This window comes from Sanguibacter massiliensis, assembly GCF_900240335.1.
Lineage (GTDB): Bacteria > Actinomycetota > Actinomycetes > Actinomycetales > Cellulomonadaceae > Flavimobilis > Flavimobilis massiliensis.
In genome coordinates, this window is record NZ_LT964979.1 from 2,499,607 (window position 1) to 2,525,314 (window position 25,708).

Genomic DNA, 25,708 nt, shown 5'->3' on the forward strand with positions numbered 1-25,708 from the left:
CTTCCAGGGGAGGGGGGTCGCTGGAGGTCGGTAGGATTGGGCGCGTGACTGCTTTCGACGCGACGGTTTCCGCGCCCACGCCCCAGGACCCTTCGGCCGCTCCCGCGGACGACACCCCCGAGCAGATCCGGGTCCGCAAGGAGAAGCGTGAGCGCCTCCTCACGTCCGGCCAGGAGGCCTACCCGGTCTCCGTGCCCGTGACGACGACGATCTCCGCGGTCCGCGCGCAGTACGGCCACCTCGAGGCGGGCGTCGAGACCGACGACGTCGTCGGCGTCGCTGGCCGTGTCGTCTTCCTCCGCAACACCGGCAAGCTCTGCTTCGTCACCGTCCAGGACGGTGCGGGGGAGCGCCTCCAGGCGATGCTCTCGCTCGCGGCCGTCGGTGAGGAGCGCCTCGCGGCGTTCAAGGCTGACGTCGACCTCGGCGACCACCTCTTCGTCGGCGGACGGGTCGGCTCGTCGCGCCGCGGCGAGCTCTCCGTCTTCGTCGACACGTGGCAGATTGCCGCGAAGTCGCTGCGCCCGCTGCCCAACCTCTACCAGCGGGAGGACGGCTCGACGGCCGAGCTCTCCGAGGAGGTGCGCGTCCGCCAGCGGTACGTCGACCTCATCACGCGCCCCGCGGCGCGCGACATGGTGCGCACGCGCGCGGCCGTCGTGCGGTCGCTGCGCGAGAACTTCCACGAGCGCGACTTCATCGAGATCGAGACGCCCATGCTCCAGACGATCCATGGCGGTGCCGCGGCTCGTCCGTTCTCGACGCACATGAACGCGTTCGACATGGAGCTCTTTCTGCGCATCGCTCCCGAGCTCTTCCTCAAGCGTGCTGTCGTCGGCGGCATCGAGAAGGTCTTCGAGATCAACCGGAACTTCCGCAACGAGGGCGCGGACTCGAGCCACTCGCCGGAGTTCACGATGATCGAGGCGTACGAGGCCTACGGCGACTACGACACGATGGCCGCGCTCACGCGCGACCTCGTGCAGCAGGCGGCCGTCGCAGCCCGCGGCACGACGCTCGTCACCCTCGCCGACGGCACCGAGTACGACCTCGGCGGCGACTGGGCCGAGATCACCATGTACGACTCGCTCTCGGCGAAGATCGGCGAGGAGATCACCGCGGACACGACCGTCGAGCACCTGCTCGCGCTCGTGGAGCGCTTCGACCTCAAGGTCGACCCCAAGAAGCAGAACCACGGCAAGCTCGTCGAGGAGCTGTGGGAGCACCACGTCGGCGACCACCTCGTCGCGCCGACGTTCGTGCGTGACTTCCCGGTCGAGACGAGCCCGCTCACGCGCGGTCACCGGTCCAAGCCGGGTCTCGTCGAGAAATGGGACCTCTACGTGCGCGGCTTCGAGCTTGCGACCGCGTACTCGGAGCTCGTCGACCCGGTGATCCAGCGCGAGCGCTTCGAGGCGCAGGCGCTGCTCGCCGCGGCGGGAGACGACGAGGCGATGGTCCTCGACGAGGACTTCCTCACGGCCATGGAGTTCGCGATGCCGCCGAGCGGTGGCATGGGCATGGGCCTCGACCGCCTGCTCATGGCGATCACGGGCTACGGCATCCGGGAGACCATCACGTTCCCGCTGGTCAAGCCACTCTGACCGACGTCGCCCCTGGTGACGCACGAGTGACCCTCCCCAGGATTCCGCGCGTATGGCTACTCGCAGCAGCCATACGCGCGGAATCCTGGGTCGGTTGGGTCGGTCGGGTAGGGGGCGCGGGTCAGGCGGCCGCGTTGCGGCGCTTGTTGAGGATGTCGAACGCGACGGCCGCGAGAAGCACGAGACCCTTGACGGTCTGCTGCCACTCGGCGGGCACGTTCATAAGCGACAGACCCATGTTGAGCACGCCCATGATGAGCGCACCGATGATCGCGCCGGACACCTTGCCGATGCCGCCCGTGACGGCCGTGCCGCCGATGAACGCCGCGGCGATCGCGTCGAGCTCGAAGTTCACGCCGGCGGCGGCGATCGACGCACCTGCGCGGGAGGTCGTGACGACACCCGCGACGCCCGCGAGGACACCCATGTTGACGAAGATCATGAAGTTCACGCGCTTCGTGTTGACGCCTGAGAGCACGGCAGCGTGGAGGTTGCCGCCGATCGCGTAGATGTGTCGGCCGAAGACGGTGCGGTTCATGACGAACGTGTAGGTGAGGACGAGGAGACCGACGATGACGAGGACGATCGGCGTGCCGGTGCTCGTCGGGTCGGCGACGACGTTCGTCGCGAGCTTGTACGTGACGAAGCCGATGAGCGCCGCGATGACGGCGGTCTTCACGATCCACGCGAGCAGCGGCTCGGAGTGCAGGCCCTCACGGTGCAGGACAGCGCGCTTGCGGAGACCGGCGACGACGAGGCCGACGATCGCGACGATGCCGATGAGCAGGGTGAGCAGGTCGAACGGACCGGCGAAACCGAACCATGCGGGGATGTAGCCGCCCGCGATGTTCTTGAAGCCCTGCGGGAAGCCGGAGATCGTCGTGCCCGCGATGACGATCGCGAGGCCGCGGAAGATGAGCATGCCCGCGAGCGTGACGATGAACGCAGGGATCCCGACGTACGCGATCCAGAAGCCCTGCCAGACGCCGACGAGCGCGCCGACCCCGATCGCGAGGACGACGACGAGCGGCCAGGGGAGACCCTGGTTGATCATGAGCCATCCGGTGACACCGCCGACGAACGCGACCACCGAGCCGACCGAGAGGTCGATGTGGCCGGCGACGATGACCATGACCATGCCGATGGTGAGGATGAAGACGTACGCGTTCTGGGTGATGAGGCTCGCGATCGCGGGCGACTCGAGGATCTTGCCGTCCGTGAGCACCTGGAACACGATGACGATCATGACGAGCGCCGCCATCATGCCGTAGTCCCGCACGTTGCGGCTGAGGTACTGCGTCAGCGCGTTCACGCGTCCGCCCCTTCCTTCTCCTTGGTCATGAGGCGCATGAGCGTCTCCTGGTCGGCCTCGGCGCGCGTCACCTGTCCGGTGATGCGTCCCTGGCTCATGGCGTAGATGCGGTCACACGTGCCGAGCAGCTCAGGCAGCTCGGACGAGATGATGAGGATCGCCTTGCCGGCGTCGGCGAGGGCGTTGATGATCTGGTAGATCTCGTACTTCGCGCCGACGTCGATGCCTCGTGTCGGCTCGTCGAGGATGAGGAGGTCCGGGTCGGTGAAGATCCACTTCGCGAGGACGACCTTCTGCTGGTTGCCGCCCGAGAGCTTGCCCGTGAGGGCGTCGACCGTCGGGGTCTTGATGTTGAGGTCCTTGCGGTACTTCTCGGCGACCGTGACCTCGCGGCCGCCGTCGACGACGCCCCAGCGGGAGAGCTTGCCGAGCGCGGAGGCCGCGATGTTGCGCTTGATGTCCTCGATGAGGTTGAGGCCGTAGCGTTTGCGGTCCTCGCTCACGTAGGCGATGCCTGCGCGGATCGCGTCGTGCACGGTGCGGAGCTCGACGTCCTTGCCCTTGAGCGAGAGCCGACCGGTGTGGTTGCGGCCGTAGGTGCGGCCGAAGATGCTCATCGCGAGCTCGGTGCGGCCTGCGCCCATGAGCCCGGCGAGCCCGACGATTTCTCCGGCGCGGACGCTGAGGGAGGCGCCGTTGACGACGAGGCGGTCGTGGTGGAGCGGGTGTTCGACGCTCCAGCCTTCGAGGCGCAGGACTTCGTCGCCGGGCGTCGCGACGTGGTCGGGGTAGCGGTTGTCGAGCGAGCGGCCGACCATGCCGCGGATGATGTGGTCCTCGGTGACGGGCTCGGCGCCGCGCATGTCGAGGGTCTCGATCGTGCGGCCGTCCCGGATGATCGTTGTCGAGTCGGCGATCGCGGTGATCTCGCCAAGCTTGTGGCTGATGATGATCGAGGTGATGCCCTGACCCTGAAGCGACCGCATGAGGTCGAGGAGGTGAGCGGAGTCCTCGTCGTTGAGCGCCGCGGTGGGCTCGTCGAGGATGAGCAGCTTGACCTGCTTGGACAGGGCCTTGGCGATCTCGACGAGCTGCTGCTTGCCGACGCCGATGTCGCGGACCTTGGTGTCGGGGTGCTCGTCGAGCCCGACACGCGCGAGGAGCATCGCGGCCTCGCGGTTGGTGCGGTTCCAATCGATGACGCCGCCCTTCTGGCGCTCGTTGCCGAGGAAGATGTTCTCGGCGAGCGACAGGTGGGGGCTGAGCGCGAGCTCCTGGTGGATGATGACGATGCCGCGCTCCTCGGAGTCACGGATGTTCCTGAACTCGCAGGGCTCGTCCTCGAAGCGGATCTCGCCGTCGTAGGTGCCGTGGGGGTAGACCCCGGAGAGCACCTTCATGAGCGTCGACTTCCCGGCGCCGTTCTCGCCGCAGATCGCGTGCACCTCGCCGCGGCGGACCTCGAGCGTGACGTCCTCGAGGGCCTTGACCCCGGGGAACGTCTTCGTGATGCCTCGCATCTCGAGGATCGTGCTGTGCTGTGACAGGTCGTCCATCTCTCGTCCTCGTCGTCGTGCTGGTGGGGCCGGCGGGCGGCGCCGGGGCGGGTGCCCCGGCGCCGCAGCCGGTCAGAGGCCCGGGTCAGAGGCCCAGGTCGGACGCCTTGTAGAAGCCCGACTCGACGAGCGACGACTGGACGGTGTCCTTCGTGACGACCTGCGGGGGCAGGAGGAAGGAGGGGACGACCTTCTTGCCGTTGTTGTACGTTTCGGTGTCGTTCACCTCGACGGTCTTGCCGTTGACGATCTGGTCGACCATGAGGGCGACCTGGTCGCCCAGGGTGCGGGTGTCCTTCCAGACGGTCATGGCCTGCTTGTCGGCGAGCATGTTCATGACGTTCGCCTTGTCGGCGTCCTGGCCGGTGACGAGCGGCCAGTCGGCGCCGGGCTTGTAGCCGTTGGTCTCGAGGGACGTCTCGATGCCGAGGGCGAGGGAGTCGTTGGGCGAGAGGACGACGTCGACCTTCTTGTCCTGGTAGTTGGCGTTGAGGCGGTTGTCCATCTCAGCCTGGGCCTTGGTGGACTCCCAGCCGAGGATGCCGATGGACTTCCAGTCGTCGTTGCTCTTGGGGGACTTGCCGGAGGGGACGACGAGCTTGCCGGACTCGATGTAGGGGAGCAGGACGTCCCACGCGCCGGAGAAGAAGAACTTCGCGTTGTTGTCGTCGGGCGAGCCGGCGAAGGGCTCGAGGTTGAACGGTCCGGCCTCGGTGTCGAGCCCCAGCTGTTCCTTGATGAACTCGCCCTGGAGCGTGCCGACCTTGTAGTTGTCGAACGTGGCGTAGTAGTCGACGGCCTCGGTGCCGTTGATGAGGCGGTCGTAGGCGATGACCTTGATGCCCTTGGCTGCGGCGGCCTCGAGGGCGTTACCGAGGGCCTCGCCGTCGATCGATGCGACGACGAGCACCTTGGCGCCCTGGTTGACCATGGTCTCGATCTGGGAGATCTGCTGGTCGACCTTGTTGTCGGCGTACTGGAGCGACGTCTCGTAGCCGGCCTTCTTGAGGAGCTCGTCGAGGTGCTTGCCGTCGTTGTTCCAGCGCTCGAGCGAGCGGGTCGGCATGGCGATGCCGATGAGGCCGCCGGCCCCGCTGCCGCCCGAGGCGGTTGCGCCCCCGCCGGCGGTCGTGGGGGAGGTGCCGGGGTCGCGCTCGGAGGAGCAGGCGGCCAGGCCGAGAGTGAGGGTCGCGGCGGCGGCGACGGCGACGAGCTTGGTGGTCCTGGACATCGTGGGTGGTTCCCTTCGTCGGGTGGTCACGTTCACGGGTGGGCTCGGGTGAGCCGGGTCGTGCTGGGTGCTGCGTGCGGTGCGTGCCTCGTCGATGAGGCGGGCGGGTCCGCTTCTGTGCGGACGTCTCGTGCGACACACCTTGCTGCCTTCAAGCCTTGAACGCAAGCCCCTGTGATTTGTTGTGCGCCTGAACATATCGGGATCGGCGAAGTATCGCCAGTCCCGCTGGTGTAACGATCCGGTTGCGATGCCTCCAGCGGCGACTTCTCACGCTTCTGAGGCGCGCCTGCGGTGCGCAATCTGCTCCCATGCCTTCGATTCGTGGACGCAGCAGGCGGTCCGCGGTGTCCGCCGTGGCCGACCGCACGTCGGTGCGGACTCCCCGACGGCAGCCCACGAACGTACGATGGACGCGTGCAACCCTTCCTCGACGCTGTCGGCGCCCTCGTCCCCTCGGTCGGCGTGGGCGTGCTCTTCTGGCTCGGCATCCGCGCGATCATGCGTGCCGACCGCAGCGAGCGCGAGGCGCTCGCGAAGTTCGAGGCCGAGCGTGACGGAGTTACCGTCGTGCCGAACAACGCAGCCGCCCGAGAGCGCTGACGCTCCTTCTGCGCAACGACATCGCGCGTTGTGGGGCGCCATTTCCTGGGTGAATCTCTGCTGCGCGACCCGCGCTCGCCGCTGACGCCGCGCCTGTCTCATCAGGCGACCCTGGGCGGCATCTCCCGAATGGCAGCAATATCGTGGAGCCGCGACGACGAAGGATCTTTTGACGGCGCCATGCGTCCGTGAACATAATTGCTCGACCACTCACGCGACGACGACACCGGAGACAAGAAATGGCGCAGAGGACAGTGGTGATTCTCGAGGACGACATCGACGGCGGTGAAGCCACCGAGACCGTGACGTTCGGGCTTGACGGCGTCACCTACGAGATCGACCTCAACGACAAGAATGCGGCCGATCTTCGCGCCGCCCTCGCACCCTGGGTCGGCCACGGACGCCGTGTCGCCCGTGGTGGACGCGCAGCCGCCCCCGCCCGCACCGCGCGCAAGCGCGGCAGCTCGGAGGCGACCGTCATGCGTGAATGGGCACGCGCGAACGGATACACCGTCAACGACCGTGGCCGCATCTCTGCCGAGATTCGCGCCGCCTACGAAGCCGCTCACTGAGCACGCTGCATTTCCCGGAATCGCCCCCGACGATTCCGTCCCGCGAGGCCCGACGACGAAGATCGTCGGGCCTCGCGGCGTCGGACCTCGCAGCGATCGTGTGCCGCCCGGCGATGGACGCTCCGGGCCGCCTCATGCGCTGCGGCCATCTCAGAAATGCCGTGCGACAAGGAACCGTTGAATATCAGGCCCGGTCGAGGACGTGGCTTCGTGCTGAGGCATAACGCGCCCGCACGCGCGCAGTCGTCGCGCGTCCCTCCGCGCTGAGATCCGCACGCACCAGCTCACCCGCACCCGCCAGCTCGTCCCAGGCGGGCGGTTCCCCGCCGCCGGCGAGCGCCCACGCGGCCTGCCGCGCCGCACCGTCTGCGACGTACTCGCCCGCGAGCGGTACGAGCACGTCGACGCCGAGCACGACGGGGGCGATCGCCCGCACCGCGGGCGACTTCGCGCCACCGCCGACGAGGATCGCGCGGCGCGGCGTCGTCCCGTGCCGGACGATCTCGTCGAGTCCGTCGGCGAGCGCGCACAGCATGCCCTCGACGAACGCGCGGGCCATGTGCGCGGGTGTCGCGTTCGCGAGCGTGAGGCCGTGGAGGGACCCGCTCGCGTCGGGCAGGTTGGGCGTGCGCTCGCCCTCGAGGTAGGGGACGAGCACGAGGCCGTCAGCGCCCGCGGGCGCCTCGCGTGCGAGCTCGGCGAGGCGGTCGTAGTCGACGCCGAGGACGGTGCACGCGGCGTCGAGGATGCGGGACCCGTTGAGCGTGCACACGAGCGGCAGGAAGCGGCCGGTCGCGTCCGCGAAGCCGGCGACGAGCCCGGACGCGTCGGACGTCGAGGAGGTTGCGACGGCGGCGACGACGCCGGATGTGCCGAGCGACACCGAGACGTCGCCCTCGCCAAGACCGAGGCCGAGCGCGGCGCCCGCGTTGTCGCCCGCTCCGACGCCGACGACCGCGCCGCGCGTGAGCTCGCAGTCCGTCGTGCCGGCGGACTCACCGGGGCCGAGGACGCGCGGCAGGACGACGTCGTCGCGACCGAGCGCGAGCGCGAGGAGGTCGCGACGGTACTCGCCGGTCGTCGGTGACCAGTAGCTCGTGCCGGAGACGTCGGAGCGGTCGGTCGTGAGGTCCTCGAGCGAACGCGCGCCGCGCAGTCGCCACGTGAGCCAGTCGTGGGGGAGGCACACCGCCGCGACGCGCGCGGCGTTCTCCGGCTCGACGCGCGCGAGCCAGCGGAGCTTCGTCACCGTGAACGACGCGACCGGAACGGCGCCGACCGCGTCGGCCCACGCCTGCGCGCCGCGCTCGGGGTCACCTGCGCCGAGCTCGGCGACGAGGTCGCGGGCGTCGGGGGCGGACGACGTGTCGTTCCACAGCATCGCGGGCCGGATGACGCGGCCGTCGGCGTCGAGCGCGACCATGCCGTGCTGCTGGCCGCCGACGGCGATCGCGGCGACGTCGTCGAGACCGCCAGCGTCCGCGGCGGCCGCGACGAGCGCGTCCCACCAGGCCTCGGGGTCGACGGTCGTGCCGTCCGGATGCGAGGCGCGGCCCTCGCGCACGAGGGCGCCGGTCGCGGCGTCGCGGATGACGATCTTGCAGGACTGCGTGGAGGAGTCCACGCCGGCGACGAGGGTCATGTATGTGTCCAAGGGGGTGCAGGTGGTCGACGGGGGTGGATGCGGCGAGGGCGGCCCTCCCGGTGGGGGGAGGGCCGCCCGGCTGCGCCGGCCGTGTCGAGCCCCGTGAGGGGCCGGCTGGCGAGCGTGCGCCCCGGGGCTGACGGAGGATCCCCGGCGCGGCTTCTCAGCGAGCGCCGATCGCGTGCTCGAGCGCGAGCTGGTTGAGCCGGACGAAGCCGAAGCCGCGCGCGGCGACCTCGTCGACGTCGACGTCCTCGTAGACCGAGGTGTCGGCGAGGAACGACTCGAGGGTCTCGTCCGCCGCGAGCGTCGGCTGGGCGAGCTCGAGGACGCCCGCGGCCTCGAGGGCCTCCTGGACCTCGGGGTCGGCGCGGAACGCGAGGGCGCGCTCCTTGAGGAGGAGGTAGGTGCGCATGTTGGCGGCGGCGGAGTCCCACACGCCCTGCACGTCCTCGGTGCGCGAGGGCTTGTAGTCGAAGTGGACGGGGCCGTCGTAGCGGGGGCCGCCGCCCGGGAAGCCGTTGACGAGGAGGTCGACGGTTGCGAAGGCGCTGAAGAGGTCGCCGTGGCCGAAGACGAGGTCCTGGTCGTACTTGATCGAGCGCTGGCCGTTGAGGTCGATATGGAAAAGCTTGTCGGCCCAGAGTGCCTGGGCGAGGCCCGTCGTGTAGTTGAGGCCGGCCATCTGCTCGTGGCCCGTCTCGGGGTTGAGGCCGACGATGTCGCCGTTCTCGAGCTTCGCGATGAGTGCGAGTGCGTGGCCGACGGTGGGCAGGAGGATGTCGCCGCGGGGCTCGTTGGGCTTGGGCTCGAGCGCGATGCGGAGGTCGTAGCCCTTCGACTTGATGTAGGCGGCGACGGTGTCGATGCCCTCGGCGTAGCGCTCGTGCGCGGCGTAGAGGTCCTTGGCGGAGTCGTACTCGGCGCCCTCGCGGCCGCCCCACATGACGAACGTGCTCGCGCCAAGCTCGGCGGCGAGGTCGACGTTGCGCAGGACCTTGCGGAGGCCGTAGCGGCGGACACGGCGGTCGTTCGAGGTGAAGGCACCGTCCTTGAAGATGGGGTGCGAGAAGGTGTTGGTGGTGACCATCTCGACGGTGATGCCGGTCTCGGCGAGGGCACCCTTGAAGCGGTCGAGGATGCGGTCGCGCTCGGCGGTGTCGGAGCCGAAGGGGACGACGTCGTCGTCGTGGAAGGTGACGTGTGCGGCGCCGAGCTCGGCGAGGCGGCGGACCGACTCGACGGGGTCGAGGTCGGGGCGGCTCGCGGAGCCGAACTGGTCCTGGGCGCTCCAGCCGACGGTCCAGAGGCCGAACGAGAACTTGTCAGCGGGGGTGGGGGTGAGCGACATGGGGTCTCCTCGTCGAGATTTGTATTGTGGATGAACTTATCGCCGTCCGGCGGTAGGGTCAACCCATGCCGACAAGCAAGCAGCCCCCACGCCGCGGACCCGCCCGGGGAACCGCCGCGCGTCAGGCGAGCCTGCGCGAGCACAACCTCTCGCTCGTCCTCGGCCACGTCCTCGACGCCGACGCCCCCGTCTCCCGCGCCGACCTCGCCGCCGCGACCGGCCTCACCCGCGCGACGGTCTCCGCGCTCGTCGACCTCCTCGTCGAGTCCCGCGTCCTCGCCGAGGGCGAGCCCATCCAGACCGGCACCGCCGGACGCCCCGCCGTCCCGCTCACGCCCGCCCGCGGAACCCTCGCCGGCCTCGGCCTCGAGGTCAACGTCGACTACCTCGGGGTGCGTGCCGTCGACCTCGCCGGAGACGTCCTCGCCGACGTCGTCGTCCCCGGCGACCACCACGCGTCCGACCCCGCCGTCGTCCTCGCGGACCTCGCCGCCCGCGCAGCGGACGTCGCCCGCGACCTCGAGGCGCGCGGCGTCGACGTCGTCGGCGCAAGCCTCGCCCTGCCGGGCCTCGTCGATCCGTCCGCCGACCGGCTCCGCCTCGCCCCCAACCTCGGCTGGGCCGACCTCGACCTCTCCGCGTTGCGCGAGGTCGCCCCGTTCGATCGCCTCGGCCTCACCGTCACCAACGAGGCCAACCTCGCGGCCGTCGCCGAGTGGCGCGCCCGCAGGCGCGCCCTGCCGAGCTTCCTCTACGTCTCGGGCGAGGTCGGCATCGGTGGCGCGCTCGTCCACGAGCACGCCGTCTTCGGAGGCGTCCGCGGCTGGTCGGGCGAGCTCGGCCACACGACCGTCGAGCCCGACGGCCCCCTGTGCGCGTGCGGCGCCCACGGCTGCCTCGAGGCCTATGCGGGCAAGGACGCGCTCATGATCGCGGCGGGCCTCGACCGGCTCGGTCCCCTCGCTGACCTCTGTGCCCGGGCCGACGACGGCGACGCGCCCGCGCTCGCAGCCCTCGCGCGCGGTGGCTGGGCGCTCGGCGTCGCGCTCGCGAGCTTCGTCAACCTCACCGACGTCGCGCACGTCGTCCTCGGCGGCATCTACGGTCCGCTCGAGCCTTACCTGCGCGCGCACGTCGCCGCGGAGCTCGAGGCGCGCGTGCTCACGGCGCCGCGCGAGGACCTCGTCGTCGAGCCGTCGCTCGCAGGTGCCGAGGCCGCGATGACGGGGGGAGCGGTCGAGGTGCTCCGCGGCCTGGCGGCGAACCCCTCCTCGCGCCTCCCCACCTGACTCCCACCCCCACTCCCAGATTTTCGCGAGATAGCGGTCCCCGACCGAGATAGCGGTCTGCAGACGCTATCTCGGCGCGGGGCCGCTATCTCGGCGACGTCCTGGGGACACCGGGAGCGTGCGGGGCGGGTCGGCTGGTTGGATGGGACGGCACCCCCGGCGGCAGCGCCGCCCCGACGGAAGGACTCCCGTGGACCCCGTCCGCCTATGGCTCGGCACCTACCCGAGCAGCGACGACGCCCCCGAGCAGCCCTCGGGCGTGCGCCGTGTCGACCTCCTGCCCGACGGCGCCCTCGTCGACCGCGGCACCGCCGCCGAGTTGCCCTACGCCTCCTGGGTCGAGCTCCACCCCTCGGGCCGCACCCTCTGGGCGACGAGCGAGACGCCCGACGGTCGCGTCGTCGCCTACGACGTCGACGGCGACACCCTCACCGAGGTCGCACGCCTCGCCGCAGGCGGCGACTACCCGTGCCACCTCGCGATCGTCGCGGGCCCGCACGACGGCGCCCTGCTCGTCTCGAACTACGGCTCAGGCACGTTCACGGTCGTGCCGCTCGACGCCGACGGCCGCCCGACGGGCGACGGCGTTACGCACGTCCACCTCGGCTCGGGCCCGAACCCCGACCGCCAGGACGAGGCGCACGTCCACTCGGCGTGGGAGCTGCCCGGCGGCGCGTCCGCGTGGGTCGCCGACCTCGGCACGGACGAGCCCCGCCGCTACTCGCTGCGGCCTTCAGGCACGGAGGGGGAGGAGCGCGTCGAGGCCGATGGCATCGGCGCGCGCGCCACGCCCGGCTCGGGCCCGCGCCACGTCGCCGTCCACCCCGACGGCGTCGCGTTCGTCGTCGGCGAGCTCGACTCGCGCGTGACGACCTTCGTCCTCGACGCCGACGGCGCCGGCGTCGCGGTCGGGGAGCAGGCTGCCTGCACGACTCCGCCCTCGGAGCGCGGCTCCTACCCCGCGCACGTCTCGCTCTCGGCCGACGGCACGCGCCTCCACGTCACCGTGCGCGGCCCCGACGTCCTCGCGACGTTCGCCGTCGAGCGCGACGCGGAGGGCCGCCCGACGGTCCTCCGGCACCTCGCCGACACCCCGCTCGGCGCGTCGTGGCCCCGCCATCACGCGCTCGTCGCGCAGGTCGGCGCCGACGGTGCCGTGACCTCGGGGGAGGGCGACGACCTCGTGCTCGTCGCGTCGCAGGTCGACGCGTGCCTCGTTGCCGTGCGCGTCGCGGAGGACGGCACGGGCGAGGTCGTCGGCCGGCTCACCCTGCCGGTCAAGCCGAGCTGCGTCGCGGTCGCCTGACGACGCGCCCCGACGCACGGGCACGACTCGGAGGGCCCCAGCACCGTTCGATGGTGCTGGGGCCCTACGAGTCGATAGAACTGGGCGACTTGTAGGGCCTGAGCACCGTTCGATGGTGCTGGAGACCTACGAGTCGAGGGTGAGTGGGGAGGGGGTGGTCGGATCAGGCGATGCCTGCGCGGCCGAGCTCGATCGCGACGAACTCGGTGAGCAGCGGCACGCACTTGCCGCACGATCCGCCCGCCCGCGTGCAGCGCTGGATCTCCTCGAGCGACGTGCAGCCGGCCTCGTGGACGAGCCCCCGCAGCTCGCCCGCGGTGACGTTCGTGCAGTGACAGACGATGTACTCGTCGGCGAGCGTCGCGGCGTCGACGACGGGTGCGGACGCGTCGACGACGGCAGGCTCCGCGGCGAGCTTGGCGCGCAGTGCCTCGAGCGGGTTCGGGGTCGTGCCCGACGGTGCAGTCATAGGACCACTCTCCGCGATTTAACACGGGAGGGCGTAGGACTTCTGGCCCATCATCTGGTCTTTCGGTGTCGATCCGGACATGGATGTCCCGCCCTGTGAGGGCCGCGACATGACCCTCCGCAGGCTGCCCCGGTGGCCGATACTGGGGGCATGGCCCTCCTCGACCTTCCCGTCGCCTCCGCGCTCGCGGACGGTGAGGTCGTGCGCGCCGACGGCCTGCGCGTCGCGATGCTCTCGGTGCACACGTCGCCGCTCGCGCAGCCGGGCGTGGGCGACGCGGGCGGCATGAACGTCTACGTGCGGGGGCTTGCGCGCGCGCTCGCGGGGCTCGGCGCGCACGTCGAGATCTTCACGCGTGCGACGGCGTCGTCGCAGCCCGACGTCCACGAGGCGGGCGACGGCGTGCTCGTGCGCCACGTCCCGGCCGGCCCGTACGAGGGCCTCGACAAGAACGAGCTGCCCGGTCAGCTGTGCGCGTTCACGGCAGGCGTCCTGCGGACCGAGGCGTCGCGGCGGCCCGGCTGGTACGACGTCGTGCACTCTCACTACTGGCTCTCGGGGCAGGTCGGCTGGCTCGCCGCGGACCGCTGGGACGTGCCGCTCGTCCACTCGATGCACACGATGGCGAAGGTGAAGAACGCGGCGCTCGCTCCGGGCGACGTCCCGGAGCCGCACGGCCGCGTCGTCGGCGAGGAGCAGGTCGTCGAGGCTGCTGATGCGCTCGTGGCGTCGACGCCCGACGAGGCGGCCGAGCTGCGCGACCTCTACGGGGCCGACCCGTCGCGCGTCCACGTCGTCGCGCCGGGCGCGGATCTTGAGCTGTTCCGTCCGCTCCCGGGGCCGCGGGGCGCTGATGACCCGGCGCTGCGCGACCGGCTCGGGCTGCCGCACGGGTCGCTCGTGCTTTTCGTCGGGCGCGTCCAGCCGCTCAAGGGGCCGGACACGCTCGTCGAGGCCGCGGCGGAGCTGCGTGCGCAGGGGCGCCCGGTGCCGTGGATCGTCGTGTGCGGGGGCCCGTCGGGGCGCCCGACGGCGGTGCGGGAGCTGGCGGTGCTCGCGGACCGGCTCGGCGTCGGTGACCGCGTTCTCTTCCGCCCGCCCGTGCCGCGCACGGCGCTCGGCGACTGGTACCGGAGCGCGGACGTCGTCGCGATGCCGTCGCGCTCGGAGTCGTTCGGGCTCGTCGCGGCGGAGGCCGAGGCGTGCGGGACGCCCGTCGTCGCGACGGCCGTGGGTGGTCTGCGGACGGTCGTCGTCGACGAGGTGTCGGGACTGCTCATCGACGGGCACGACCCGCGCGCATGGGCGGCGGCGCTCGACCGCGTGCTTGCGGACGACGTGCTGCGGGCGCGGCTCGGCGAGGGTGCGGCGGCGGTCGGGGCGCGGTTCGGCTGGGAGACGGCGGCGCGCGGGATTCTCGATGTCTACCGCGATGCGGCGAAGGTGAGGCGTTCGCGCGTCGCGTGAGCGGGTGCCGGGCTGGTTGCGCCCAGGCACCCCGGAGGGGTGCGTGCGCGCAATCCTGTCGTGAGGCGCCCCGGGCCGAGCCTGGAGGTTGCGCCGGGGCACCCCTGAGGGGTGCCGGGACGCAACGCGCTCAGACCCGGTTGCGGCCGAGGGCCGCGGCGAGCGCCGCGTGCGCGGCCGCGTCGTCGAGCCCGGCGGCGCGGACGACGTGCGCGAGGGCGTCGGCGGCGAGGTCGACCTCGGGATGCGCAGGGGGCGGCGTCGGGCCCTCGCCCGCGCCGGCGACGAGCGTCCCGTGTCGTCCCGCGGTGCGGACGACGCCGTCGCGCGCGAGCTGCTCGTAAACCTTGGCGACGGTCCCGCGCGCTATGCCGAGGTCGGCGGCGAGGTGGCGGATCGGCGGGAGGCTGTCGCCCGGCCGGAGGGTGCCGTCGGCGACGTGGCGCGCGACCTGCGCGCGGAGCTGTTCGACGACGGGCACGGGGGAGGTCGCGTCGACGGTGACGATCATGCGGTGCGTCCGTCGACGAGCGGCTGCGGCGCGTCCTGGGGGAGGAGCGGCCGGCGGCCGCGCGAGCGCGGCGCGGCGTGCCACAGGACGACGATCGCGGCGATGAGGAGACCGAACCCGACGAGGGCGACGATGCCCTGGACGTCCTCATCGAGGTGCCAGGACTCGTCGAGGTCGACGAGCCACAGGGCGGCGCTCATCGCGGCGGCGAGCTCGAGGCGGCTCACGGTGACGGCGGCGAACATGCGCAGGCGGGTGTCGACGTGCTCTGCGCGGGGCGAGAGCGCGGGGCGGGGGCGCTCACGGACGGCGCGGAGCACGAGCTCGCACAGGAGCCACGGCACGAGGACGACGACGGTGAGGAGCGCGGGCCGTGCACCGGGGGCGACGAGGATGTCGACGAGGCCGAGCGCGAGCGCGACGCCGGCGACGACGCGGGCGGCGAGGCGGGTGCCCGCGGCGGGGAGGGCCGCGCGGGGCGCGAGGGAGGCAGAGGCGGGACCGGTCGGGCGACGCAGCCGGTAGTTCTCCGCGAGGAGGGCGCCGACGGCGATGCCGGTGACGAGGCAGAAGAGGATGTCGCCGGCGGGGCCGATGGCGTTGGTGCCGACGGTGAAGGTGCCGCCGTTGAGGGTGAGGCTCGCGGCGAGCGCGACGGCGAGGCCGACGCCTCCCCACCAGAGGCGCGAGGTGCGGTGCCGGGTGAGGTGGTCGGCGTAGACGGTCTGCTCGTCGGGGGTGACGTCGCGGGTGCCAGCGAGCCAGGTGACGTCGGCGGGGGTGGCGCGTGCGCGGGAGACGAGGAGCGCGACGAGGCCGATGGCGGCGAGCAGGAAGATGCCCAGGACGGGCGCGAGAGCGAGGTTCATCGAGTCTCCGTGAGGTGTTGTCGTTGTCCTATTGGCACAGTACATTGTGACAATGACCGAGACAACACCGACTCCCGACGCAGGACGGGACGCGACGCTCGACCTCCTCGTCCCCGCCCCGTCCCGGACGCGCCGCGCCGTGGCACTCGCCGCCGGGCTCGGTCTCGTCGTCACCGTCGTCGTCGGCGGGATCGGCTGGCCGCGCGTGAGCGCGTCAGGGTGGGGCTTCACGCGCGACGCCCACACGGACCCCGTCGCGCTCGCCGGCACCGAGCTGCGGATCACGGGCCTCGGCGTGCCCGTCACCCTGCGGTCGGTCCAGGCCCCGCCCGGGTGGCGGGTCCGCTCGGCGGGCGTCGTCGACCCTCGGCCCGGCGAGCTCACGGACGTCGTCGACACGACGGGCCTGCGGCCGCTGCCCGCGCGGGTGCGCGACGGGTCGCGCATCGTCGTCGAGTGGGAGATCGAGTGCGAGCCGACGCTCGCGTCCCTGCGCTCGACGGGCGCGTCGTCGGTCGTTCTCGCGACGGACGGGGGCGACTGGTTCGACGGCGACGGCGACGACGACGGGGCCGACGACGGTGCGGAGCCCGTGCTCGTCGGCAACCAGGCCGCGTCCCTTGACCTGCGGGTCTTCGGCGCGTCAGCGCTGCCCGCACCTGTCCTCCACGACGGCCGCGCGGCCGTCGTCCGCACCCCGACGTTCGACGTCGCCGCCGCCTGCGGGCTGAGCCCCGCCGACGAAGCGACGCTCCGCACCTCCCTGGGCCGCTGAACAACGGGGCCGACGTCCCACGGACCGAGGTCCCCCGTGCGCCCGCGCCTGCGTGCGTCACAATAGGAACCATGACCTACACCCTCGTGCTGCTCCGCCACGGCGAGAGCGAGTGGAACGCCAAGAACCTGTTCACCGGCTGGGTCGACGTGGCCCTCTCCGAAAAGGGCGTCGAGGAGGCGAAGCGCGGCGGCCAGCTGCTCCGCGACGCGAACGTCCTCCCGGACGTCGTCCACACCTCCCTTCTGCGTCGTGCGATGAACACCGCGCACCTCGCGCTCGACTCCGCTGACCGCCTCTGGATCCCCGTGAAGCGCTCGTGGCGCCTCAACGAGCGTCACTACGGTGCGCTCCAGGGCAAGGACAAGGCCCAGACGCTCGCCGAGTTCGGCGAGGAGCAGTTCATGCTCTGGCGTCGTTCGTACGACGTGCCGCCGCCCGCGATCGAGGTCGGCTCGGAGTTCTCGCAGGACGCCGACCCGCGCTACGCCGACGCGCCGCAGGTGCTCACCGAGTGCCTCAAGGACGTCCTCGAGCGTGCGCTGCCGTACTGGGACGCGGAGATCGTCCCGGACCTCAAGGCTGGCAAGACGGTGCTCGTCGCCGCGCACGGCAACTCGCTGCGCGCGATCGTCAAGTACCTCGACGGCATCTCGGACGAGGACATCGCGGGCCTCAACATCCCGACGGGCATCCCGCTCGTCTACGAGCTCGACGAGGAGACCCTCAAGCCGGTGAAGCCTGGTCAGTACCTCGACCCGGACGCCGCGGCGGAGGCCATCAAGGCCGTCGCGAACCAGGGCAAGAAGTGACCGTCTGACCTCACGCGTACGCCACGACCCCCGGGAGCCGAGTTCCCGGGGGTCGTTGCGTCTCGGCCTGCGCCTCAACGGCCGACTCGGCCCCGCCCAGCCCCAGGATTCCGCGCAGATGGCTACTCCCAGCAGCCATCTGCGCGGATTCCTCGGTGGTGGGGGGCCGGGTGGNGGGCTGGGCTGGGCGGTCAGGACTCCGTCTCGAAGACGCCCGTGACGAGGAAGAGCATGCGCCGCGCGATCGCCTCGCCGTGGTCGCCGAACCGCTCGTAGTACCGGCCGAGCAGCGTGACGTCGACCGTCTCCTGAGGCGTGCCCTCCCAGCCGCCGCCGAGGAGTGCCGCGAACGTGTCCTGGTGGAGCGTGTCGAGCTGGTCGTCGTCACGCTCGATCTTGTGCGCGAGCGTGAGGTCACGCGTCTCGAGGAGCTGCGTGACACGCTCGGCGACGTGCACCGCAGCCGCGTTCATCTGCGCGAACGTCGCCGCGACGTCACCGGCGACCGCGGGACGCGGGTAGCGGCCGCGCGCGACCTGCGCGATGTGCCGCGCGAGGTCGCCCATGCGTTCGAGCGCCGAGGAGATGCGCAGCGCCGAGACGACGACCCGCAGGTCCGTCGCGACAGGAGCCTGCTGCGCGAGCAGCAGCACGCACCGCTCGTCGAGGTCACGCTCGAGCGCGTCGATCTCGCCGTCCTTCTCGACGACCGACTGGGCGAGCTCGAGGTCGGCCTCGAGCAGCGCCGTCCCGGCGTCCTTGATCGCCGACTCGACGAGCCGCGCCATCGCGGTGAGGTCGTCACCGATCTGCCGGAGCTCGGCCTCGAAGATCCCGCGCATATCCACTTCCTCACGTCGTGGCCGGCGTTCCGGCCGGCGTCGCCCGGCACCGCGTGGGCGCCCGAGCGTGGTCGTACGGCCATGGTGGCCGGGGGGCACGTCGGCCCCGACCCACTCTCACAGCGGTGTGCCACGCTTAGGTGAACGGCAGGAGCGCCCTCGGTGAACTTCGGGCGAGCACTCTGCCGGGGAGCCTCGCGCGGTGAGGTGGACGCGCGAGCGCCGCCTACGCTGGGGCACGTGGATGGACTCCTCACCGTTGTCGCCGGCGTCGTCGGCCTCGTCACCGGCGTGTTCGCGACGCTCCTGTTCCTGTGGAACGAGCGGCGCGAGCGTGTCGCGCCCGTCGGCCCGCCGGCGGACCTCGACGAGGGGTTCGTCAGAGCGCTCGCGGTGCTGCGGTCGGCCGCGATCGTCCTCGGCGAGAACGACGAGATCGTGCGTGCGTCGGCCCCCGCGTACGCGCTGGGGCTCGTGCGGCACGACGCGCTCACGCACAAGGCGGTCGAGGACATGGTCGCGTCCGTGCGGCGCACCGGGGAGATCCTCGACGTCGAGATCGAGCTGCCGCGCGGCCCCTCGGGCCGTGGCGACGTGCTCCTGCAGGTGCGGGTCGCGCAGGTCGACGTTCGGCACGTGCTCGTCCTCGCGGAGGACCGTACGGAGGCGCGCCGGCTCGAGGCGATACGTCGGGACTTCGTCGTCAACATCTCCCACGAGCTCAAGACACCCGTCGGGGCGCTCGCGCTGCTCGCGGAGACGGTGCACGACGCGGCCGACGACCCCGAGGCGGTGCGTCGCTTTTCGGGGCGCATGCAGCAGGAGTCGGCGCGCCTGGGCGCGCTCGTCCACGAGGTCATCGAGCTTTCGCGCCTGCAGTCGGCGGGTGCGCTCGCGCAGGTGCAGGCCGTGCCGGTGCGGGGGGTCGTCGAGGAGTCGATCGACCGGGCGCGCACGACGGCGGCCGGGCGCAACATCCGCCTCGCGAGCGCGGGCGACCTCGACGCAGCCGTGTACGGCGACCACAACATGCTCGTCACCGCGCTGCGCAACCTGCTCGACAACGCGGTCAACTACTCGGCGGACGGCTCGGCCGTCACCGTCGGGGTCCGCAGCGCGCAGGACTTCGTCGAGATCTCGGTCGTCGACCAGGGAGTCGGTATCTCGCGCGACGTCCAGGACCGCATCTTTGAGCGCTTCTACCGGGTCGACCCGGCGCGCTCGCGCGAGACGGGCGGCACGGGCCTGGGCCTGAGCATCGTCAAGCACGTCGTCGCCGACCACGGCGGCGAGATCACCATCTGGTCCCAGCCGGGCCAGGGTTCGACGTTCACCATGAAGATCCCCGCAGCGCACGTCGCGGCGGGAGCAGCCGGACGGGCGACGCTCGTCGCCGAGGAGGAAGAGAACGCATGACCCGCATCCTGGTCGTCGAGGACGAGGAGTCCTACGCCGAGCCGCTCACGTACCAGCTCCGTCGGGAGGGGTACGAGGTCGTCGCGGTCGGCACGGGCCCCGACGCTCTCACGGCGTTCGACGAGGGCGGGGCGGACCTCGTCCTGCTCGACCTCATGCTGCCGGGCCTTTCGGGCATCGAGGTGTGTCGTGAGCTGCGCGTGCGCTCGAACGTGCCGGTCATCATGCTCACCGCGAAGGACGGTGAGATCGACAAGGTCGTGGGGCTCGAGATCGGGGCCGACGACTACATGACGAAGCCGTACTCGTTCCGCGAGCTGCTGGCCCGTATGCGGGCCGTGCTGCGCCGGCACGCGGAGGTGACGGCCGCGACCGCCGCGGCGTCGAGCGCGCGCGCCGAGGTTGAGGAGGACGACGCGGTGCTCGAGGCACGCAACGTGCGCCTCGACGTCGACCGTCACGTCGTCACGGTCGACGGTAAGCAGGTCGCGTTCCCGCTCAAGGAGTTCGAGCTCCTCGAGCTGCTCATGCGCAACGTCGGTCGTGTCCTCACGCGCGGTCAGCTCATCGACCGCGTGTGGGGCTCGGACTACGTCGGGGACACGAAGACGCTCGACGTTCACGTCAAGCGCATCCGCGCGAAGATCGAGGCCGACCCGGGCAGCCCGACGCTGCTCGTCACGGTGCGCGGGCTGGGCTACAAGCTCACGGACGACTGAGTCGTCCACGCCAGAGGGGGCCGTCCCGGCGCTGCCGGGGCGGCCCCCTCTGGCGTGCGCGCGGCACGTCCAGACCCGCGCACGACACTGTGTACTGCGCGCACGCGAGGCATCCGACGACTTCGAGGGCTGTTCACCGTCGGTTCACCGTCGTCACCTGAGCGGGAAACCTTGGCACCCTAACGTCCGAGGTAGATCGCAGGCACACGGCCTGCGACGCACAGACCTCAGGATGGAACTCCAGTGAGCATCAGCCGCACCAGCCGTCGTGCCGGGTCCCTCGTGGCCGTCGGCGCCCTCGCGTTCGCTCTCGCCGCCTGCAGCGACTCGAACGAGACGAACCCCGGCGCCACCGGCTCCACCGGATCGGGCAGCACGACCTCCGACGCCCCCGCAGCGCTGAGCGGCACGCTCGCCGGCGCGGGCGCCTCGTCGCAGGGCAAGGCCATGGAGGGGTGGGCCGCGGGCTTCGCGGACATCGCCCCGGACGTCCAGTTCTCCTACGACGCGGCCGGCTCGGGCGCGGGCCGCGAGCAGTTCCTCGCGGGCTCGACGCTCTTCGCAGGCTCGGACTCGGCGCTGAAGCCCGAGGAGATCACGGCCGCCTCGGCACGCTGCTTCGGCGGCGAGGCCCTCGAGCTTCCCGTGTACATCTCGCCGATCGCCGTGATCTACAACCTCCCGTCGGTGAGCGCGAAGAACATCAACCTCGACGCGAAGACGATTGCCCAGATCTTCGACGGCAAGATCACGAAGTGGAACGACCCGGCGATCGCCGCGCAGAACGAGGGCGTCGAGCTCCCCGACCTCGCGATCATCCCGGTGAACCGCTCCGACGAGTCGGGCACGACCGAGAACTTCACCGAGTACCTCGCCGCAGCCAGCGAGGGCGCGTGGACGCACGAACCGTCGGGCGACTGGCCCGTCTCGGGCGGCCAGTCCGGCAACGGCACGTCGGGCATGGTCGACACCGTCGCCGCCGCCGAGGGCACGATCGGCTACGCCGACGCCTCGCGCGCCGGTGACCTCGGCACCGTCGCGGTGAAGGTCGGCGACGCGTACGTCCCGTACTCCGCGGAGGCCGCGGCCAAGGTCGTCGACGCCTCGCCCGCCGCCGAGGGCGCGACCGACAAGCGCCTCGTCATCGACCTCGACCGCACGACGACGGCCGAGGGCGCCTACCCGCTCGTCCTCGTCTCCTACGACATCGCGTGCTCGGTCTACGAGAACGCCGCGGACGTCGCGAACGTCAAGGCGTTCCTCACGTACGTCGCCTCGGAGGAGGGCCAGGCGCGCTCCGCGCAGGCCGACGTCGCAGGCTCCGCGCCGATCTCGGCCGAGCTCCGCACGAAGATCCAGGCCGCGGTCGACGCGATCTCGGTGAAGTGAACCCCGTGCCCACCTCCTCCCAGGACTCCACCGTCCCCGGCGGTGGGCAGGCCCCTCGTGGGGCCGTGACGACCGTCGCCGGCACCCCGCACGGGGTGCCGGCGGGCGGCCGCCGCCCGACCGCCGCGACGATGGGCGAGGGCATGCACGACGACAGCTCGGCCCGGGCATCGCCCGGGCCCACGGCCGTGGACCACCGGGTCCCGGGCCACGCGAAGCCGGCCGCCCCCGCGGTGTCGCTGCGCGCGAACGGCGCGTCGCGCGTCGCCGACAAGATCTTCAAGGGTGTCTCCGGGGCGACGGGTGTGCTCATCCTCGTCGTCCTCGCGGCTGTCGCGGGCTTCCTCGTCCTGCGGGCGTGGCCCGCGCTCACGGCGAGCCGCGACGAGCTCGCGACGATCTCCTGGATGAATGGACAGTCGCTGCTCGCGTACGTCGGGCCGCTCGTCTTCGGCACGCTGCTCTCGGCGCTCCTCGCGCTCGCGATCGCGGTGCCGCTGTCGGTCGGCATCGCGCTGTTCATCACGCACTACGCGCCGCGCCGCATCGCGCAGGCGCTCGGCTACGTCATCGACCTGCTCGCCGCGATCCCGTCGGTCGTCTACGGCCTGTGGGGCGCGTTGTGGCTCGCCCCCGTGCTCGACCCGATCTTCCGCTGGCTCTCGGACACGCTCGGCTTCATCCCGTTGTTCGCGGGCTACACGGCGCCTGCGCGCAACGTCCTCGCGGCCGCGACCGTTCTCGCGGTGATGATTATCCCCATCATCACGGCCGTCTCCCGCGAGGTGTTCTTCCAGACGCCGGTTCTCCACGAGGAGGCGGCGCTCGCGCTCGGCGCGACCCGCTGGGAGACGGTCCGCATGGCCGTCCTGCCGTTCGGCCGCTCGGGCCTCGTCTCGGCGTCGATGCTCGGCCTGGGCCGTGCGCTCGGCGAGACGATGGCGGTCCTCATGATCCTCTCGCCCGGGTACCTCTTCTCGTTCTTCCTCCTCAAGCCTGGCCAGCACCAGTCGATCGCGGCGAACATCGCCGCGAAGTTCCCGGAGGCCTCGGGCCTCTCGGTGTCGGTGCTCATCGCCACGGGCCTCGCGCTCTTCGTCATCACGCTCGCGGTCAACATGGTCGCGCGCTGGATCATCGCCCGTCGGGCCGAGTTCTCCGGAGCCAACTGATGTCTGTCGTCACCGCACCCGCGAGCTCCGCGCTCACCCTCACGGGCAACCGGCTGCCGCGCTGGGCGCCGTGGGCGTCCGTCGCGGGCTCCGCCCTCGTCGCGTGGGGCGTGCTCGTCCTCACCGGCGAGCCCACGGCCACGACGGTCGCCGCACTCACCGCGCTCCTCCACGCGGTCGCGCTCACCTCCGTGTCCCGCTATGTCGAGGGGCCGCGCCGTGCGACGGACAGGCTTGCGACGACGCTCGTCACCGTCGCGTTCCTCCTCGCCCTCGTCCCGCTGGTTTCGCTGCTGTGGACCGTCGTCTCGCGCGGCGCCGTCCTCTTCTCGGGGACGTTCCTCACGACGGACATGGTCGGGGTCTTCGGCGACATGACGTCGGGCGGCGTCGCGCACGCGATCGTCGGCACACTCATGGTGACGCTCACCGCGACCCTCATCTCCGTGCCGATCGGCCTGCTCACGGCGATCTACCTCGTCGAGTACGGGCGGGGCCCGCTCGCCAAGGGCATCACGTTCTTCGTCGACGTCATGACGGGCATCCCGTCGATCGTCGCGGGCCTCTTCGCGTTCGCACTTTTCACCCTCCTCATGGGGCCGGCGTACCGCTCGGGTCTCATGGGCGCGGTGGCGCTCGCGGTCCTCATGACGCCCGTCGTCATCCGGTCGGTCGAGGAGATGCTGCGGCTCGTGCCGAACGAGCTGCGCGAGGCGTCGTACGCGCTCGGCGTGCCGAAGTGGCTGACGATCCTCAAGGTCGTCCTGCGGACCTCGGTTGCGGGCATCGTCACGGGGGTCATGCTCGCGATCGCCCGCGTCATCGGCGAGACCGCACCCCTGCTCATCACCGTCGGCATGATCACGCGCACGAACTGGGACGTCTTCGAGGGGCGCATGGCCACGCTGCCGGTGTTCGCCTACTCGCAGTACCAGCAGGGCGGCGTGGGCGTCGACCGGGCGTGGGCGGCGGCGCTCAGCCTCATCCTCATCGTCATGCTCCTCAACCTCGTGGCGCGTGGCATCAGCCGGGCGTTCCGCCCCAAGACCGGCCGCTGAGCCACCGAAAGGCTTCCAGAATGTCCAAGCGCATCGACGTCGAGAACCTCGACGTCTACTACGGAGACTTCCTCGCGGTCGAGGGCGTGTCGATGGCGATCGAGCCGCGCTCGGTCACGGCGCTCATCGGCCCGTCGGGCTGCGGCAAGTCGACGTTCCTCCGCACGCTCAACCGCATGCACGAGGTCATCCCGGGCGCGCGCGTCGAGGGGCGGGCTGTCATGGACGGCCAGGACCTCTACGCGCCCGAGGTGGACCCGGTGCAGGTGCGTCGTCAGGTCGGCATGGTGTTCCAGCGGCCCAACCCGTTCCCGACGATGTCGATCGCGGACAACGTCCTCGCGGGCGTCCGCCTCAACAACAAGCGCATCTCCAAGGGTGACGCCGCGGACACGGTCGAGCGGTCGCTGCGTGGCGCAAACCTCTGGAACGAGGTCAAGGACCGGCTCGACAAGCCGGGCTCGTCGCTCTCGGGAGGTCAGCAGCAGCGCCTGTGCATCGCCCGGGCGATCGCCGTCGAGCCGCAGGTGCTCCTCATGGACGAGCCGTGCTCGGCGCTCGACCCGATCTCGACGCTCGCGATCGAGGACCTCATGAGCGAGCTGAAGAACGACTACACGATCGTCATCGTCACGCACAACATGCAGCAGGCCGCGCGTGTCTCGGACCGCACGGCGTTCTTCAACATCGCGGGCACGGGGCAGCCGGGCAAGCTCATCGAGATGGCGGACACGCCGACGATGTTCTCGTCGCCGTCCGTGCCGGCGACGGAGGACTACATCTCGGGCCGCTTCGGGTGACCTGAGCGCGGATCCTTCTTCCTCCAGCCCGACGACGCCCGGCCGCACCCCATCGCGGCCGGGCGTCGTCGCCTTTGGGGAGACTCGGAGGTCTGGAGCACCGTTCGATGGTGCTGGGGGCCTACGAGCCGCCGGACCGGCCTCGTGCCGGTCCGGTGTCGTGCCGGTCCGTCGCGGCCACCGTCCATGGCCGTGACGTGCAGGACCCGGGAACGCGTGAGCCCCGGCACCCTCGGGGTGCCGGGGCTCACGCCACGGGGCGAGCGCGCGTCTCAGGACGCGGCGGGCACGTGGTCCGCGTACTCGGAGAGCGTGCCGTCGAGGACGGGCACGGGAACCTCGGTGACGTTCTCCGGGGTGCCGACGGGGATGCGCAGGAGCGAGCCCGGCGCGGCGGCGACCGCCGAGATCGTGGCCTCCTCGCCGGTCTCGCCACCGAGGAGGACGGTCGAGCGTGCGGGGACGTCGAAGCGCAGGGTGTCGATCGCGACGGTGACGTCGGTCGTGCCGTTGTTGACGAGGCCGCCCTGGACGGCACCGGGCGCGCCCTCGGCGGACGTGAGGACGAGGAGGTTCTCGGCGGTGACGCCGTCGGCGATCTCGACGCGGATGCCGTCCGAGGCCGCGTACGGGCGGTCCGTCGTGATGGGCGAGCAGGCGACGAGGCCCGCGACGACGGCAAGGGAGAGGGCGGTGGCGGCCCCGCGGCCGGTGCGGGTCTGCAGGCGGTTCACGTGTGCTCCTGTGTGCTCGTTCCGCGGCGCACACCCGGACGTGCGTCCTAGGTCGGTGCGACGGTCGTGTGATAGGGGTGTCCCGGCTCAACTCTAGTGCCACGCCGGTGGTCGGTGGGCCTCGCGGCGTCCACGGAGCGGCCCCGAGAACGGACGGCCCCCGTAATTCCGCCCTTTTCCGTGGTAGGATGGTCGTCCGCGAAAGG

24 protein-coding genes are annotated in these 25,708 nt (G+C 71.5%); 14 read left to right on the forward strand and 10 right to left on the reverse strand.

Translation table 11 applies throughout. The features are described from left to right. The first annotated feature begins 44 nt into the window (after nucleotides 1–44). Nucleotides 45–1,604 (forward strand): lysine--tRNA ligase, encoded by a 1,560-nt coding sequence (gene lysS / locus C1729_RS11565; protein ID WP_207204611.1) that lies wholly within the window; start codon nucleotides 45–47, stop codon nucleotides 1,602–1,604. Between the two features lie 121 nt (nucleotides 1,605–1,725). Here the strand turns inward: lysS and mmsB are convergent, their stop codons facing one another. From mmsB to chvE, 3 genes are all read right to left on the reverse strand, one after another. Beyond that, a complete protein-coding gene (mmsB, locus tag C1729_RS11570; protein ID WP_242493810.1) occupies nucleotides 1,726–2,916 on the reverse strand; it encodes a multiple monosaccharide ABC transporter permease in 1,191 nt (396 codons plus the stop codon). Further along, complete coding sequence (gene mmsA, locus C1729_RS11575; RefSeq protein WP_102510074.1) at nucleotides 2,913–4,472, reverse strand: multiple monosaccharide ABC transporter ATP-binding protein; 1,560 nt, start codon at nucleotides 4,470–4,472, stop codon at nucleotides 2,913–2,915. The genes mmsB and mmsA overlap by 4 nt, the downstream gene beginning before the upstream one ends. Before the next feature lie 85 nt (nucleotides 4,473–4,557). Then, nucleotides 4,558–5,703 (reverse strand): multiple monosaccharide ABC transporter substrate-binding protein, encoded by a 1,146-nt coding sequence (gene chvE / locus C1729_RS11580; protein ID WP_102510075.1) that lies wholly within the window; start codon nucleotides 5,701–5,703, stop codon nucleotides 4,558–4,560. A gap of 417 nt (nucleotides 5,704–6,120) precedes the next feature. Between chvE and C1729_RS11585 the strand changes: the two genes are divergently transcribed. Further along, a complete protein-coding gene (locus tag C1729_RS11585; RefSeq protein ID WP_102510076.1) occupies nucleotides 6,121–6,306 on the forward strand; it encodes a hypothetical protein in 186 nt (61 codons plus the stop codon). Between the two features lie 239 nt (nucleotides 6,307–6,545). Beyond that, nucleotides 6,546–6,878, forward strand: a complete 333-nt coding sequence (locus C1729_RS11590) for a histone-like nucleoid-structuring protein Lsr2 (RefSeq protein WP_102510077.1) — start codon at nucleotides 6,546–6,548, stop codon at nucleotides 6,876–6,878. A gap of 184 nt (nucleotides 6,879–7,062) precedes the next feature. On the opposite strand, the gene xylB is transcribed toward C1729_RS11590, so the two are convergent. Beyond that, the gene (gene xylB / locus C1729_RS11595) at nucleotides 7,063–8,520 is read right to left on the reverse strand and encodes a xylulokinase (protein ID WP_102510078.1); all 1,458 of its coding nucleotides are present in this window, start codon (nucleotides 8,518–8,520) and stop codon (nucleotides 7,063–7,065) included. Nucleotides 8,521–8,686: 166 nt separating this feature from the next. Next, the gene (xylA, locus tag C1729_RS11600) at nucleotides 8,687–9,874 is read right to left on the reverse strand and encodes a xylose isomerase (protein WP_102510079.1); all 1,188 of its coding nucleotides are present in this window, start codon (nucleotides 9,872–9,874) and stop codon (nucleotides 8,687–8,689) included. A 65-nt stretch (nucleotides 9,875–9,939) separates the two neighbouring features. Between xylA and C1729_RS11605 the strand changes: the two genes are divergently transcribed. Both C1729_RS11605 and C1729_RS11610 read left to right on the forward strand, forming a co-directional pair. Further along, a complete protein-coding gene (locus C1729_RS11605; protein WP_102510080.1) occupies nucleotides 9,940–11,163 on the forward strand; it encodes an ROK family transcriptional regulator in 1,224 nt (407 codons plus the stop codon). A 190-nt stretch (nucleotides 11,164–11,353) separates the two neighbouring features. Beyond that, nucleotides 11,354–12,469: a lactonase family protein gene (locus C1729_RS11610; RefSeq protein ID WP_165375493.1), complete on the forward strand. Its 1,116-nt coding sequence runs from the start codon at nucleotides 11,354–11,356 to the stop codon at nucleotides 12,467–12,469. A 163-nt stretch (nucleotides 12,470–12,632) separates the two neighbouring features. Here the strand turns inward: C1729_RS11610 and C1729_RS11615 are convergent, their stop codons facing one another. Continuing rightward, entirely contained in the window at nucleotides 12,633–12,938 is a 306-nt protein-coding gene (locus C1729_RS11615) for a (2Fe-2S)-binding protein (RefSeq protein ID WP_102510082.1), read from the reverse strand. 228 nt (nucleotides 12,939–13,166) lie between these two features. On the opposite strand from C1729_RS11615, the gene mshA reads away from it, so the two are divergent. Further along, nucleotides 13,167–14,405 carry a D-inositol-3-phosphate glycosyltransferase gene (mshA, locus tag C1729_RS11620; protein ID WP_242493897.1) on the forward strand — a complete coding sequence of 413 codons (1,239 nt, stop codon included), beginning with the start codon at nucleotides 13,167–13,169 and terminating at the stop codon, nucleotides 14,403–14,405. A gap of 130 nt (nucleotides 14,406–14,535) precedes the next feature. Here the strand turns inward: mshA and C1729_RS11625 are convergent, their stop codons facing one another. Continuing rightward, complete coding sequence (locus tag C1729_RS11625; protein ID WP_102510084.1) at nucleotides 14,536–14,916, reverse strand: GntR family transcriptional regulator; 381 nt, start codon at nucleotides 14,914–14,916, stop codon at nucleotides 14,536–14,538. Then, nucleotides 14,913–15,785 carry a hypothetical protein gene (locus tag C1729_RS11630; RefSeq protein ID WP_102510085.1) on the reverse strand — a complete coding sequence of 291 codons (873 nt, stop codon included), beginning with the start codon at nucleotides 15,783–15,785 and terminating at the stop codon, nucleotides 14,913–14,915. The genes C1729_RS11625 and C1729_RS11630 overlap by 4 nt, the downstream gene beginning before the upstream one ends. A 52-nt stretch (nucleotides 15,786–15,837) precedes the next feature. Between C1729_RS11630 and C1729_RS11635 the strand changes: the two genes are divergently transcribed. Both C1729_RS11635 and C1729_RS11640 read left to right on the forward strand, forming a co-directional pair. Beyond that, nucleotides 15,838–16,560, forward strand: coding sequence for a hypothetical protein (locus C1729_RS11635; RefSeq protein ID WP_102510086.1), 723 nt, complete (start codon nucleotides 15,838–15,840; stop codon nucleotides 16,558–16,560). A 71-nt stretch (nucleotides 16,561–16,631) separates the two neighbouring features. Beyond that, nucleotides 16,632–17,372, forward strand: coding sequence for a phosphoglyceromutase (locus tag C1729_RS11640; RefSeq protein ID WP_102510087.1), 741 nt, complete (start codon nucleotides 16,632–16,634; stop codon nucleotides 17,370–17,372). A 191-nt stretch (nucleotides 17,373–17,563) separates the two neighbouring features. Here C1729_RS11640 and phoU read toward each other — a convergent pair whose 3' ends face one another. Then, the gene (gene phoU, locus C1729_RS11645) at nucleotides 17,564–18,214 is read right to left on the reverse strand and encodes a phosphate signaling complex protein PhoU (RefSeq protein ID WP_102510088.1); all 651 of its coding nucleotides are present in this window, start codon (nucleotides 18,212–18,214) and stop codon (nucleotides 17,564–17,566) included. 231 nt (nucleotides 18,215–18,445) lie between these two features. Here phoU and C1729_RS11650 point away from each other — a divergent pair, with 231 nt between their 5' ends. The 6 genes from C1729_RS11650 to pstB all read left to right on the forward strand — a co-directional run bounded on the left by C1729_RS11650 (nucleotide 18,446) and on the right by pstB (nucleotide 24,768). Beyond that, nucleotides 18,446–19,630, forward strand: a complete 1,185-nt coding sequence (locus C1729_RS11650) for a sensor histidine kinase (RefSeq protein WP_422917661.1) — start codon at nucleotides 18,446–18,448, stop codon at nucleotides 19,628–19,630. Next, nucleotides 19,627–20,349: a response regulator transcription factor gene (locus C1729_RS11655; protein WP_102510090.1), complete on the forward strand. Its 723-nt coding sequence runs from the start codon at nucleotides 19,627–19,629 to the stop codon at nucleotides 20,347–20,349. The genes C1729_RS11650 and C1729_RS11655 overlap by 4 nt, the downstream gene beginning before the upstream one ends. A 243-nt stretch (nucleotides 20,350–20,592) precedes the next feature. Further along, nucleotides 20,593–21,738 carry a phosphate ABC transporter substrate-binding protein PstS gene (gene pstS, locus C1729_RS11660; RefSeq protein ID WP_102510091.1) on the forward strand — a complete coding sequence of 382 codons (1,146 nt, stop codon included), beginning with the start codon at nucleotides 20,593–20,595 and terminating at the stop codon, nucleotides 21,736–21,738. Nucleotides 21,739–21,803: 65 nt separating this feature from the next. Beyond that, a complete protein-coding gene (pstC, locus tag C1729_RS11665; protein ID WP_242493811.1) occupies nucleotides 21,804–22,910 on the forward strand; it encodes a phosphate ABC transporter permease subunit PstC in 1,107 nt (368 codons plus the stop codon). Beyond that, nucleotides 22,910–23,968 carry a phosphate ABC transporter permease PstA gene (gene pstA / locus C1729_RS11670; RefSeq protein WP_102510092.1) on the forward strand — a complete coding sequence of 353 codons (1,059 nt, stop codon included), beginning with the start codon at nucleotides 22,910–22,912 and terminating at the stop codon, nucleotides 23,966–23,968. The genes pstC and pstA overlap by 1 nt, the downstream gene beginning before the upstream one ends. Before the next feature lie 20 nt (nucleotides 23,969–23,988). Continuing rightward, complete coding sequence (pstB, locus tag C1729_RS11675) at nucleotides 23,989–24,768, forward strand: phosphate ABC transporter ATP-binding protein PstB (protein WP_102510093.1); 780 nt, start codon at nucleotides 23,989–23,991, stop codon at nucleotides 24,766–24,768. Between the two features lie 272 nt (nucleotides 24,769–25,040). On the opposite strand, the gene C1729_RS11680 is transcribed toward pstB, so the two are convergent. After that, entirely contained in the window at nucleotides 25,041–25,502 is a 462-nt protein-coding gene (locus C1729_RS11680) for a hypothetical protein (protein WP_102510094.1), read from the reverse strand. Nucleotides 25,503–25,708: the final 206 nt, after the last annotated feature.

What these genes read in the sequence shown, in the direction of transcription:
- mmsA (WP_102510074.1), bottom strand. Translation starts at nt 4,472, where the DNA reads ATGGACGACCTGTCACAGCACAGCACGATCCTCGAGATGCGAGGCATC.
- chvE (WP_102510075.1), bottom strand. Translation starts at nt 5,703, where the DNA reads ATGTCCAGGACCACCAAGCTCGTCGCCGTCGCCGCCGCCGCGACCCTC.
- C1729_RS11590 (WP_102510077.1), top strand. Translation starts at nt 6,546, where the DNA reads ATGGCGCAGAGGACAGTGGTGATTCTCGAGGACGACATCGACGGCGGT.
- xylB (WP_102510078.1), bottom strand. Translation starts at nt 8,520, where the DNA reads ATGACCCTCGTCGCCGGCGTGGACTCCTCCACGCAGTCCTGCAAGATC.
- xylA (WP_102510079.1), bottom strand. Translation starts at nt 9,874, where the DNA reads ATGTCGCTCACCCCCACCCCCGCTGACAAGTTCTCGTTCGGCCTCTGG.
- C1729_RS11605 (WP_102510080.1), top strand. Translation starts at nt 9,940, where the DNA reads ATGCCGACAAGCAAGCAGCCCCCACGCCGCGGACCCGCCCGGGGAACC.
- C1729_RS11615 (WP_102510082.1), bottom strand. Translation starts at nt 12,938, where the DNA reads ATGACTGCACCGTCGGGCACGACCCCGAACCCGCTCGAGGCACTGCGC.
- mshA (WP_242493897.1), top strand. Translation starts at nt 13,167, where the DNA reads ATGCTCTCGGTGCACACGTCGCCGCTCGCGCAGCCGGGCGTGGGCGAC.
- C1729_RS11625 (WP_102510084.1), bottom strand. Translation starts at nt 14,916, where the DNA reads ATGATCGTCACCGTCGACGCGACCTCCCCCGTGCCCGTCGTCGAACAG.
- C1729_RS11630 (WP_102510085.1), bottom strand. Translation starts at nt 15,785, where the DNA reads ATGAACCTCGCTCTCGCGCCCGTCCTGGGCATCTTCCTGCTCGCCGCC.
- C1729_RS11635 (WP_102510086.1), top strand. Translation starts at nt 15,838, where the DNA reads ATGACCGAGACAACACCGACTCCCGACGCAGGACGGGACGCGACGCTC.
- C1729_RS11640 (WP_102510087.1), top strand. Translation starts at nt 16,632, where the DNA reads ATGACCTACACCCTCGTGCTGCTCCGCCACGGCGAGAGCGAGTGGAAC.
- phoU (WP_102510088.1), bottom strand. Translation starts at nt 18,214, where the DNA reads ATGCGCGGGATCTTCGAGGCCGAGCTCCGGCAGATCGGTGACGACCTC.
- C1729_RS11655 (WP_102510090.1), top strand. Translation starts at nt 19,627, where the DNA reads ATGACCCGCATCCTGGTCGTCGAGGACGAGGAGTCCTACGCCGAGCCG.
- pstA (WP_102510092.1), top strand. Translation starts at nt 22,910, where the DNA reads ATGTCTGTCGTCACCGCACCCGCGAGCTCCGCGCTCACCCTCACGGGC.
- pstB (WP_102510093.1), top strand. Translation starts at nt 23,989, where the DNA reads ATGTCCAAGCGCATCGACGTCGAGAACCTCGACGTCTACTACGGAGAC.